At 38.1% G+C, this 12,077-nt stretch carries 8 protein-coding genes, 1 rRNA gene and 3 pseudogenes; 5 read left to right on the top strand and 7 right to left on the bottom strand.

Annotated elements, in window-relative coordinates; genetic code table 11:
- Window positions 1–8: 8 nt before the first annotated feature.
- Window positions 9–824 carry a 16S rRNA (adenine(1518)-N(6)/adenine(1519)-N(6))-dimethyltransferase RsmA gene (rsmA, locus tag D2C78_02145; GenBank protein QEF34860.1) on the bottom strand — a complete coding sequence of 272 codons (816 nt, stop codon included), beginning with the start codon at window positions 822–824 and terminating at the stop codon, window positions 9–11.
- 249 nt (window positions 825–1,073) lie between these two features.
- Between rsmA and D2C78_02140 the strand changes: the two genes are divergently transcribed.
- On the top strand, window positions 1,074–1,286 hold the full coding sequence (locus tag D2C78_02140; protein QEF34859.1) for a nickel transporter: 213 nt from the start codon (window positions 1,074–1,076) through the stop codon (window positions 1,284–1,286).
- Window positions 1,287–1,386: 100 nt separating this feature from the next.
- Here D2C78_02140 and D2C78_02135 read toward each other — a convergent pair.
- From D2C78_02135 to sppA, 4 genes and pseudogenes are all read right to left on the bottom strand, one after another.
- Window positions 1,387–1,584: pseudogene (locus D2C78_02135) on the bottom strand (hypothetical protein).
- Between the two features lie 58 nt (window positions 1,585–1,642).
- Window positions 1,643–4,093, bottom strand: a pseudogene (locus D2C78_02130) (hypothetical protein).
- A complete protein-coding gene (gene purU, locus D2C78_02125) occupies window positions 4,094–4,975 on the bottom strand; it encodes a formyltetrahydrofolate deformylase (GenBank protein ID QEF34858.1) in 882 nt (293 codons plus the stop codon).
- Window positions 4,976–4,977: 2 nt separating this feature from the next.
- Window positions 4,978–5,855: pseudogene (gene sppA, locus D2C78_02120) on the bottom strand (signal peptide peptidase SppA).
- Between the two features lie 70 nt (window positions 5,856–5,925).
- Here sppA and D2C78_02115 point away from each other — a divergent pair.
- From D2C78_02115 to D2C78_02100, 4 genes are all read left to right on the top strand, one after another.
- Complete coding sequence (locus tag D2C78_02115) at window positions 5,926–6,186, top strand: hypothetical protein (protein QEF34857.1); 261 nt, start codon at window positions 5,926–5,928, stop codon at window positions 6,184–6,186.
- Window positions 6,187–6,394: 208 nt separating this feature from the next.
- Entirely contained in the window at window positions 6,395–7,129 is a 735-nt protein-coding gene (locus D2C78_02110; protein ID QEF34856.1) for a TIR domain protein, read from the top strand.
- Between the two features lie 8 nt (window positions 7,130–7,137).
- Window positions 7,138–8,298: a hypothetical protein gene (locus tag D2C78_02105; protein QEF34855.1), complete on the top strand. Its 1,161-nt coding sequence runs from the start codon at window positions 7,138–7,140 to the stop codon at window positions 8,296–8,298.
- Window positions 8,299–8,307: 9 nt separating this feature from the next.
- Window positions 8,308–8,742 (top strand): hypothetical protein, encoded by a 435-nt coding sequence (locus D2C78_02100; protein QEF34854.1) that lies wholly within the window; start codon window positions 8,308–8,310, stop codon window positions 8,740–8,742.
- A gap of 615 nt (window positions 8,743–9,357) precedes the next feature.
- On the opposite strand, the gene D2C78_02095 is transcribed toward D2C78_02100, so the two are convergent.
- Complete coding sequence (locus tag D2C78_02095; protein ID QEF35800.1) at window positions 9,358–9,558, bottom strand: hypothetical protein; 201 nt, start codon at window positions 9,556–9,558, stop codon at window positions 9,358–9,360.
- Window positions 9,559–10,092: 534 nt separating this feature from the next.
- Window positions 10,093–11,602 (bottom strand): 16S ribosomal RNA (locus D2C78_02090).
- Window positions 11,603–12,077: the final 475 nt, after the last annotated feature.

Below are 12,077 nucleotides of genomic sequence, written 5' to 3'. Positions count from 1 at the left end.
AAAAGGCACTAGCCTTTTAAAACGGATTTTAAGAGCTTGAGATAATCTTTTACCTCAGACGCCCTCACGCTTGTTGGTTGGTTTTCTAACGCTAAAAAATCTAACACCTTATCAAGCTTTTCTTTATAAGAAACGCTTTTTTTAAGATTGTTTGAAAGCGTCTTCCTGGGAGATGAGAAACAAGCTTTCAAAAAATCTTCTAATGTTTCAAACCCTTTTTGTAGGGCTTCTTCAAAAAATGGCGCTTGGACTAGTGAAGCTAACGCCTTTTCTTTCAGCGGCTCTTTAATCACTTCAAACACGCTAGAAAACACCTTTGGAGGCGGGCTAAACGCGCTAGGCGGCACATCAAACAAAAGGGTAGCATCCCCTATCGTGTGAGCTAAAACGCTTAAGGCATTTTGCGAACCTTTAGCACAAAATTTGAGCGCCACTTCCTTTTGTGTCATCACCAATAAACCCCTGCATTTAGGGTCTTTAAGCGCGTTTAAAACAAGCCTAGTAGCAATATAATAAGGCAAATTAGAAATCAAAAAATAAGGCTCTTCTTCTTTTAAAAAAAGAGCGTCTTTTTCTACCAATTCTAATTGAAAAGGCTTTTTTTGCACCTTTAGTTTTGATCGCATTTTCTCGCACAAATTGCTATCTATCTCATAAGTCTTTAAAGGATAGCGATCCAACAACTTAAGAGTCAAATCCCCTAACCCCACGCCGATTTCAATTAATCTTAACGAATTTAAGGGAGGCAAAGCATTAACGATTCTGTCTAAAAACGACTCATCCGTTAAAAAATGCTGTCCTAAAGACTTTTTAGCTACTACCATAGCACGCTTTTAATTCCTAGTATTATACCTTAAAAAGGGGATTTGTCTTTCCTTTTTAATGCAACTTCTTTATTATAGCTTTTTTCATTCAAAGATGTTGGTAGTTTTGACAATAGAAGCGTTTAAATTGGTGCTCGTATTAAAAATTAGTATTAAAATCTTTTCCGTTAATAATTGGTTAGATTTCGCATTATAAAATGAAATCCTAGCCAATGAGCTAGAATTTAAATTTCAATTAAAGGAGTCATCATGGCACACCATGAACAACAACAACAACAGGCTAACAGCCAACACCACCACCATCACCATGCACACCACCACCATTACTATGGCGGCGAACACCACCACCATAACGCGCAACAACACGCTGAACAACAAGCAGAGCAACAAGCTCAACAGCAGCAACAACAACAAGCACACCAACAACAACAAAAAGCACAACAACAAAACCAACAATATTGATTGGGGCGTTTGTGGGGGCGGCCTTAGGGCTACTCCTAGCTTTTAACCCTTTCTTTTAATCCAGTAAATCTATCCGTTTAAACTAGCCCTTTTAACTCCATTAGATTTTTAAACTTTTAAATTTCCTCTTTTTTATGATTGCCAAATGGCTCTGTTTTTTGTCAAATAAAGACAAATTCTTAGGGGTTTGCTTTGGGGTTTGTCCTTGACTTTTGGGGCGTTGGTCATTTTGGCATAAAGCTTATTTTCTTAAGGGGATAGAAATAATTCTCCCCTCTATAAAACTAAATCCTCTCATATAGAGCGCTTTTAAAAAATACCGCTTGCTCTAGCTTTTTGATTATTTGTCTTAAAAATCACTCCCTTAAAAACCCGTATTCATAGACTTTAGGCTGTATTTCTTTGGCGAGATCTTTTAGAGCGTCTTGCAAGTTAGCGTAAAGCTGTTTGTAATATCCATCTTTGGCTTTAGCGGGTAAATTTAATTTGCCTTGCGCGTTACGGCCTTGAAAAATTCTTTGATGTCATAAAGGCTTATATTAGCGTTGTAGGGGCGGTTTGTGAAATCTTGTGTGTGGTAATAGCGATAAATTTCTCTGCCAGCATCAAACACCTTTGAAGCGCACAGGCTGAATTCTAGGGGCTTGTTTTCTTTTTTGGCGTTTAAAAAGAGGCTATCGCCCTCCTCTTTTATCCCACCCTTTAAAAAGTCTAATAAAGCGTGACTAGAATATCTTTCTTTGGCATTGACTTCAGTTTCGCTAAAGGGGATAAAATGGTTAGTCCCTTGAGTGGTAGTGATGCGGTTTTGGGTATGAAAAAGCATGAAAATCAAACAATTGTTTTTAAACTCGCTGTCGTCTTGGAAAGCGTCATCATAGGGAGCGTAAAACTGATCCCTATCGTTTTGCCATGTGGCTTTGATGCAATGGCGGATGGAAAAGTAGATTGCACCGATGAGAAGGTTTGTGGGGGTTAAACCAAAAAAGTAATGTTGCGTTTAGGATTTTTGTTATTTGCCAGATTAACAAAATTATTGTTTTGAAAATCCACGCCAGCGCAATCAATAAACCCTAAAATATTAGAATTATTTATATTGTATTGTTTTAAATATTGATTTATATTTTTAACCCTATCCACTATCGGCTTAAAAGTTTTATACCCCAAAAATCCGCCAAGCGAGTCAAACACTTCCAAATTGAGCGCGTTGGTTGGTTTTAAGGGGGGGTAGCGGTATCCCACACCAAAAAGCCGATGGGGAATTGCCCTTTCACATTATCAAAGCTATCCGCAGGCACCATAAACCCCTCTAAAAATTTGGCTTTAAAGACTTCTCTGAATTTTTTAAAATTGCTAGAATTAAGGTATTTGAGCGTTGAAAAACTCGCCATAATGCAGCCATTTAATTCCTTATAAATGCGCATGAAAAATTGAGCGAAAAGTTCGTTATTGGCTTTATTCAATTCATCTTTATACTTCTTGCAAATAAGATTGCCCCTAGCCACTAAATCTTTATTCTTCCCTGTGCCGCTAGGCGTTTTAGCTGAAGTCGCTTCCGCATACGGCGGGTTGATGTAAATGATGAGCTTTTTTCGTTTCTCTTTGTCGTTTAAGATTTCTTGCAAGCTTTTTGGCGTTTTATCGCTCTTAAAGTCATCGTTTAAAAAATCAAATTGGAAAACATGGTTTTCTAGCAGATTCAGTTTGTTGGTAGCGGCCAATTCTTTAACGATCGCCACATCGTTGCTGTCTAAAGTGGATAGAAAACAATTAGCTTTATTAGTCAAGCCATTCAAAAGATTCCCAGTCCCCCCAGCGCAATCCCAAATGATATAGTCCTCTTGATAATCTTGCCCCAAAGCTTTAGCTAAATATTCTTGACTCTTTTCCACCCAGATTTTAGGGGTGAAAAACGCCCCTTTCCTCTCTCTCACATCGCTTGGCACTAACAAATCGCGCCGCTCTAAAATAAAAGCTTGAAACTCTGATTTAGGAGGCCTTTCATAAATGCTCCAAAATTCTTTGTGGGCTTGTTGGCCGTCTGTGAAACCAACTTCCATAAAATCTATTTTGCCTAACTCATTCACACCCCTTTTCAATCTATAATAACTGGAGTTTAAAATCGTTTGCAATTTCTCAATAATGGTTTTATCGCCATCGCTGAGCAAATCCGCTAAATAATAGTCTGCGTCTAAAATGCCTTTGGTTTTAGCCACCTCCCAATCTATATCAATGGTAGGTTTGACAGCTTCAAACCACTTTTGATAGATCGTAGGGAAATTGTTTTTATCAATCTGGATTTTGTTGAGTAAATGGCTAGAGTTTAAATTGTTTTCAATAAATTCTTTGCATTCCTGGCTTTGGTTTTTAAAGTCAAAAACGAATTTATGGGATTTCATGGTTTTAAACGCATCTAAAGCGTGTTTAAAACCCTCTGTGTTGTGGTTGCTTGGAGTGATAGAAAAATCTATATCGCTTTTATAAAAAAAGCTTGTGATTGCATCATCATAAGCGATAAATTCCATTCTAAAAGCGTTAAAAGCGCACAAATAAGGCGGTGTGTGGTGGTTATAAAGCCTGTGCTTGCCTATGGTTAAAAGAAGTTGCGTGAAAGCTTTGTTTAAATCGTCAAAATCGCCCCTTTTAGCTTCGCCCCATAAAATGGGTAAGATAGCGTTAAAGTGCTTATAGCTTAGCATGAAATCTATTTTACCCCCGCTATAAAGGAATTTTTTATCCTTAAAGAACTCGGCTTTGATCTGGCTTTTTAAGGGCTCTTCATTGAGATTGCTAAAATCTAAAAGCATTCAAAACACCACCGTTTTGTTTTCATGCACAAACACCCGATCTTCTAAAACCAGTTTTAAAGCCCTAGCCAAAACCAGTTTTTCTATATCCTTACCCGCTAGGCGCATTTTTTCCACGCTGTAATTGTGGTTAATGGGCAGAGTGTCTTGTATGATAATTGGCCCAGCATCAAGGCTTTCATTCACAAAATGCGCCGTGGCTCCGATGACTTTCACGCCCCTTTCAAACGCTTGCTGATAAGGGTTAGCCCCGATGAATGCGGGCAAGAAACTATGATGGATATTGAGAATCTGGTTTTCATAGCGCTTCGTAAAATCATGGCTTAAAATGCGCATGTATTTGGCTAAAACGAGCAAATCCGCGCTCGCTTTGTGTTTTAATTCCAAGTTTTTAATGATTGCTAAAACTTCTTTTTCATGCAAAGCTTGATTGTCGCAAGGTGCATAAAAATAAGGGATGTCAAATTTTTCCACTAAAGGGCGTAAAATCTCGTGGTTGGAAATAACGCCTAAAACTTGAGCGCTCAATTCCCCTCCATACACCCTTAAAAGCAAATCCCCTAAGCAATGGCTCTCTTTAGTAGCGAGCAGAATGATGTTTTTTTTATGCGTTAAAATGACTTCAATCAATAGTTCGCTAAAGTTTTCTAGGGCTTTAAAAAGAGCGGTTTTTAAGGATCGCTCTTCTTGCTCTTTAATTCCAGTATTCAAGGGCTTAATTTCTTTTTGGATCTTTAGCCGCATGAAAAAGCGCTGTTTTAAGGGATCAACAAATTCATCGTTTTTAACGATATTATAGCCCTTGTTAGCGATAATGGTGCTAATCGCACTCACCAAGCCTTTAGAATCTCTAGCTTGAATTTTTAAAATAAATTCTAACATCTTTATCTCATTAATAATTGATAGCCAAACGCTTGCGTGATGATATTTGTGGCTGATTGCGTGGCTTTTTCAATGAAGCGCTCCATGGGGCTTTTTTCTAGCCAATAGGCTTTTTTAACCTTACTCAATTCCATTAAGCGATTTTGCGCTTGCTTGATCGTGCTGATTTTATCAATGAGTTTTAATTTTAGAGCGTTTTGAGCGCTAAAGACCTTCCCTTCAGCAAAATCCTTATAATCCTTAGCGTTTAATTTCCTAGCTTTTGCGACATCATCCACAAACATTTGGTATTGCTCATTGACTAAATTTTGCAAAAAATCTTTTTCGTTGGGTTTCCACGCTCTGGTGAAAGTGCCTATTTCTTTGTATTCGCCCGCATGCACGCCTTGAGTGGCTACGCCGACTTTATTGAGCAAATTTTCCACATTCGCACCCGAAAAAATCACCCCAATCGATCCGATCAAACTCGCTTTAGAGGCATAAACTTCGCTCGCTTGCATGCCCGCATAATAACTCCCGCTCGCCATAACCCCCTAGCATACGCTAAAACGGGCATTTTTTGCTTCAAATCAGCGATTTTTTCGCTCAATTCCACGCTCGCTGACACCGCCCCACCAGGAGAGTCAATCAACAATAAAACGCCCTTAATGCTAGGGGTTTTTAAGATTTTATCCACTTCTTTGTCAAAATCCTCGGTGCTAAAAATCGCCCCATTTAAATAGAGTTTAGCGAGATTGGGCGGGGTGCTTGGGGTGCTTTCTTTAGCGCTAAAAAAGACTAATACAATGAGTAACAGCACAAACGACTTGAAATACTTCGTGATAAAATCTAAAGGCATAATGATTAAAGCCTTAAAGATTTTTTGAATGAAACTCCACATGCAGCTTTTCCTAAACTTAATATTTGACCGTAAGAGTGTATTATACTTCAAATGTTTTAAGGATTAAATCATGGCGTGTAAATTTTGCCCCAAGATCAGAAAAACAGATTGGATTTTTATCTTAATCGCTGCTTTAGGCTTTTATGCAGTCAATAAACTAGGGTATGTGCCCCAATTCAATACCCCCACTTCAAAGATTTCACACTCTCTTTCACGCCCTATTGAAAAGCCTGACAATATGACCGAAGAAGAAAGGAAAAAGCGTTTTATAGAGCTGCAAAAAGCATGCTTACTCCATAAAGACAAGAAAGCATGCGAAGAGGTTTTTTAGATTGCATTTGTTGTTTTTTGTGCTTTTTAGGGTCATTGTAGTTTTATACGCCCTTTTTGTTTGCAAAAAGGCTTTTTTTAGCGGTGATTTTTTAGCGATCTAACACCCCCCAACACCCCAAAATTCAAGCACTCTTAAGCTAAGTCTAAGTCTACTATAATCAAAGGATTTTAAAGGGAACTTAAAATCGTGTTTGTAAAGGTTTGGAATGAGTGAAAACATTAAAGAAAAAACCACGAAAGCTTTTAGGGTTGATTTAGATAGCAGAGAAAATCAAAGTATTTTAAAACCCATCGCACGCTATTCTTTTAACAACCAAGCCTATCAAGTTGATGAAGCGCCTGAAAAGATTGCTAAAAAGATTTATGAATTGATTAAAGACGCCAAACATTCTAACGATGGCATCGTTTTAAACCACATTAAAATTAAAGAAGCCTTTTTTAGCCCGTTCAAACCGCAGCTAAAAAGCGCTCAAGTGTTCCTATCGCATTTGCATGCGGATAAAAATGAGGCTTTAGAGGTTAAAGGCTATTTGGAAAGCAAAACAAACCACAAAGTGTTTGTAGATTCGCTTTTTTGGGATTATAAAGACGATGTCTTAAACAAATTGGCAGAATACGATGATACAAGTAGGATTAAAGACGCTTTCACGCTCATTCTCAGGGAATCTTTACAAGACATGATTGAAAAATGCCCCTATTTCGTGTTTTTACAAAGTAAGAACAGCGTTTCTCTTAATCAAGGGCTATCACGCAATCAAGATCTATTAAAAATCACTTATTCCGCATGGATTTATGAAGAATTAAAAATCGCTCATTCTACTAGTGAGAGTCGCCCAATTCCAATGATGGAAAGCATGCAAGTCTTTCATGATATATCGCTATTTTTAGAAAGTTTTGAGACCATAACCCTTAAAAAACTATCGCAACAAATCAATTCATAGGAACAAGCATGTTTTTTAAAACTTATCAAAAATTATTGGGTGCGAGCTGTTTGGCGTTGTATTTAGCGGGCTGTGGGGGCGATAGTGGCAAACCACTAGTTGGGATTGAAAAAAATAGCTTCAATTCTACCGTGAAAATCATTTCTAAAACCGACAACATAGAAATCCAAGACTTGAAGCTCAATCGTGGCAATTGCAAGCATGATCAAAATTTCTTGGTAAAGTTAATACAAGAAACAGCCAATGCATACCTGTTTGTATCAGAAAAAGAAAAAGCGATTAAAAACCACCAAGCAAAAATCGCAAGACTTCAAAAAGATTTAGAAGAGCTCACGCAGTATGTGCAACAATTCAACAATCTTGATAAATTGTTAGAAAATATTAGTGACATTCTCAACGATAAAGCTCATGGAAAATTCAAGCTTCTTAACAAAACAATTAGTTATGGTGTAACTGCTAATGACTTTTTTTTAGCTAAATCCTTAACAGGAATAGGAGTATTCTTCTTAGATGGTTCTTCTCATAAATATACAAAAAATGATAACCAAATATATGTTGCTAAGAGGATACTTGATAACTATAACTATCAATATGAACCAAGTAAAGAACCACCAAATGAGAAACTATGGAATGTTCTAGACAATATAATAGGTGCTATTGAAGACACCAAAAACCCCAAAGACTACCCTTATATCAACCTTAAAGAACTCAAAAAATTACTATATAGTTTTGCTGTTGATAATCATGGCAATTCAGCCGATGGCTTTTGGGTTAAAGTTGAAAAGGAAGGTTTTGATGACTATAATTTGTATGTGTCAAAAAAAGGTCTCCAAGGCCTTGCTAAACTAAAATCCATGTGGCCTAGCGTAGGGAAATTTTATTTCGCTTATTTGAAAGAAGCTATCCCAAGGCATGCCAAAGAATATACTGAAAAGCAGATTAGTTCTGAAGAAAAGTCTATCAAAGCCAATCAAGTCAAACTCACTGAAGCGACGCAAAATATTGACAAAATGGAAAAACTCATTAAAGATCTAGAAAGCAAGAAAAACACCTTATCAGTGTATTTAAAATTTGGAGAAAGTTTCACAGTGCATTATAAGTGTCAAAATCTCATAGAAGTTGGAGTCAAAACCGACAAAGGCGCTTGGACTTTTAACTTTAAGAGATAAATATCAAACATGGAAAATACCCCGATAGACAGAGCAAAAATCCTTATAGAAGAGCTTAAAATCTTGCAAGGCGTTATCAACAGAATGGCGCAAAATTCTTTAGAGTGCAAGAAATGGACACTCGCGCTCGCTGTGGGTGTCTTATCCCTTAAAATAGAAGCGATTTCTAATTCTTATGGGTTATGCGTTTTAGGGGTGCTACTTCTATGTTTTTGGTTTTTAGACGCTTATTATCTCATGCAAGAAAAATTATTCAGGAAGCAATACCAATGGCTGATAGAAAACAGACTTAAAACCGATGAAAGGTTGTTTGAAGTCTTTCCTGCTCATCAAACTTGCCAATTAACGCAATTCTTATCTGCCATGCGTTCGCGTAGCCTTTTCCCCTATTGGGTGTTAGGTCTTTGTTTGGTAGGCTATGGTTTGTTTTTAATTCTGTTTTAATGAAGCACTGGCTATAAAACAACTTGACTCCAATCAAACGACAACTTTTAAAGCGTTTTAAGATTTAGGGTATCGCAAAATAACCCCACCACTTTCCATATCCATTCCCATAAAACTTGATACAAGTTTTACCTAAACTCACACTCTTCTAAATGGAGTAAATGGTTGATTTATCTATCTCTTTAAACGCACTCAAACTAATTTTTGATAAATCCCAAAAACTTTCTGTCCTATTGATAGGGTTTATTCCTTTTACAAATTCATTTTTTTTATGAATGTTTTACACTATAGTGAGACTTTACAACCCACTAAATACTGGCATTTTTGAATTGGTTTGATGATCTGATTGGTGGTTGATTTATGAGTGGTTTTTGCTATTTTCTAAATATCTATTTAAATAATACTAAGCCGTTTCTCTAAATCAAGCTTTGAGAAATCTAATTGTATGTTTATTTAATACCGCATGCCTAGTAACTTAAGACTCCTTGATGAGAGTTTAAATTATCTCTAAAACAAAATTAAAACCATGTTCAATTTAAAATAACAGTGTCCAAATTTCCGAATTTGAACAAAAATGACACTGCTACTGAGATATTTTAAACCCCCTATATCTATCTACTCCACCACATAGGGATAAAGCATGGAAGATCTCTCTCTTTTAGAGTCAATGCCAACAAGTTTCCCAACAGAATTATTATCATCTCCTTTATAATATATAAATTTTTGGTTTGGGGTATCCATCTTTTCTAGAAGCAAATCACACATTCTTTCAACATTATCATTAGTTCTAGAAAGTTCAGAGCGAATCTCTCTCATCCCAGCTTCAAGCTCCCCTACTTTATCTTTAAGCTCTTGGTTTTCAGATTCAAGTTTTTCACATTTAAGCTCAAGCTCTTGATTCTTAGCTTTTAGTTTTCGATAGCTATTCATCTATTTTCCTTTTTTTAGAATTTTAGAATAAAGTTTATAGAGCGGACAATCCAAACCTTGCTTATCGGCAAACTGAACAAATCTACCACATGAAACAAATTCGTTTGAATCGTTAATGTTGCTGAATTTAATTTTCATATATACCTCCTATAGAGTTGAATTTCGCTTTTTAGTGCCTAGGAGCAGGAGACAAAGCCGAATACACGACAGCAATCTCCAAACACCAAGGGCAGTTATTATATCCAAACTCAAAATTAAAGTCAAGTTCTAAAGTTGTGAAAACCAAAAACCGATTAAAATCAAGGAGATAACAAATAAGACAAAAGAAAGAATAAGCTCAATCTTTCAAAACTAAGCAAAAGAAGTTCTTTTGTCAGGTAATACTCTTGGCTTTTAACAAGCGAATGTTAAAAGCTTTTCTCTAGAAAGGAGGTGATCCAACCGCAGGTTCACCTACGGTTACCTTGTTACGACTTCACCCCAGTCGCTGTGTGTGCCGTGGGCAGTAGCTAATTTAGCATCCTGACTTAAGGCAAACACAACTCCCATGGTGTGACGGGCGGTGAGTACAAGACCCGGGAACGTATTCACCGCAACATGGCTGATTTGCGATTACTAGCGATTCCAGCTTCATGCAGGCGAGTTGCAGCCTACAATCCGAACTGAGAGGTGTTTTGAAGATTGGCTCCACTTCGCAGTATTGCTTCTCTTTGTGCACCCCATTGTAGCACGTGTGTAGCCCTAGGCGTAAGGGCCATGATGACTTGACGTCGTCCCCACCTTCCTCCTCCTTACGGAGGCAGTATCCTTAGAGTTCTCAGCATAACCTGTTAGCAACTAAGAAAGGGGGTTGCGCTCGTTGCGGGACTTAACCCAACATCTCACGACACGAGCTGACGACAGCCGTGCAGCACCTGTTTTCAAGGTCTAGCAAGCCAGACACTCCACTATTTCTAGCGGATTCTCTCAATGTCAAGCCTAGGTAAGGTTCTTCGTGTATCTTCGAATTAAACCACATGCTCCACCGCTTGTGCGGGTCCCCGTCTATTCCTTTGAGTTTTAATCTTGCGACCGTACTCCCCAGGCGGGATGCTTAATGCGTTAGCTGCATTACTGGAGAGACTAAGCCCTCCAACAACTAGCATCCATCGTTTAGGGCGTGGACTACCAGGGTATCTAATCCTGTTTGCTCCCCACGCTTTCGCGCAATCAGCGTCAGTAATGTTCCAGCAGGTCGCCTTCGCAATGAGTATTCCTCTTGATCTCTACGGATTTTACCCCTACACCAAGAATTCCACCTACCTCTCCCACACTCTAGAATAGTAGTTTCAAATGCAGTTCTATGGTTAAGCCATAGGATTTCACACCTGACTGACTATCCCGCCTACGCGCTCTTTACGCCCAGTGATTCCGAGTAACGCTTGCACCCTCCGTATTACCGCGGCTGCTGGCACGGAGTTAGCCGGTGCTTATTCGTTAGATACCGTCATTATCTTCTCTAACAAAAGGAGTTTACAATCCTAAAACCTTCATCCTCCACGCGGCGTTGCTGCTTCAGGGTTTCCCCCATTGAGCAATATTCCCTACTGCTGCCTCCCGTAGGAGTCTGGACCGTGTCTCAGTTCCAGTGTGTCCGTTCACCCTCTCAGGCCGGATACCCGTCATAGCCTTGGTAAGCCATTACCTTACCAACAAGCTGATAGGACATAGGCTGATCTCTTAGCGATAAATCTTTCCCCCGTAGGGAGTATCTGGTATTAATCATCGTTTCCAATGGCTATCCCAAACTAAGAGGCACATAACCTATGCGTTACTCACCCGTGCGCCACTAATCAGCCTTCTAGCAAGCTAGAAAGCTTCATCGTTCGACTTGCATGTATTAGGCACGCCGCCAGCGTTCACTCTGAGCCAGGATCAAACTCTCCATAAAAGTGTTTGTCCTAAAGCTCTTTTGTTTTTTGATAGGCTGTTATCATTTTCTAATAACAGCTTTAGCGTATCACAAGAACTCGTTTTAGACTTTATTGAATAAAACGGGTTGTGTTCTTAAGTATTACAACAACAAAACAGAAAGAAACTTTTTAAAAAGGTTTAGCTAAACGCTAACCTAAAAATACTCTCATGCCATTCAACCATCAATTATATACGCAATCATATACGATAATACAATCAATGGTATTGACCAGCACTCGTTGGGTAAGAATTTCTTATACAAGAATGGAAGTTATTCAAACTCTCACTCTTTCAAATAAGTTATCCTTAAATAGTATTAGAATATCCCTTTAAAAAGAACTTCTATCAATTTGCTTAGTTTTCAAAGATCGTTTGCTTTTAATCAGCTATCCTTGTAAGGTATCAAGCGGCTTTTTAAAAGCCCTTGCTGAAACAAGGAAATGAAAGTATAG

The sequence above is a fragment of the Helicobacter pylori genome (assembly GCA_008032935.1).
In the GTDB taxonomy this organism is placed as follows: domain Bacteria; phylum Campylobacterota; class Campylobacteria; order Campylobacterales; family Helicobacteraceae; genus Helicobacter; species Helicobacter pylori_CX.
Note: the sequence above shows the minus strand (reverse complement) of the source record. Positions and strands in the feature narration are given on the sequence as shown.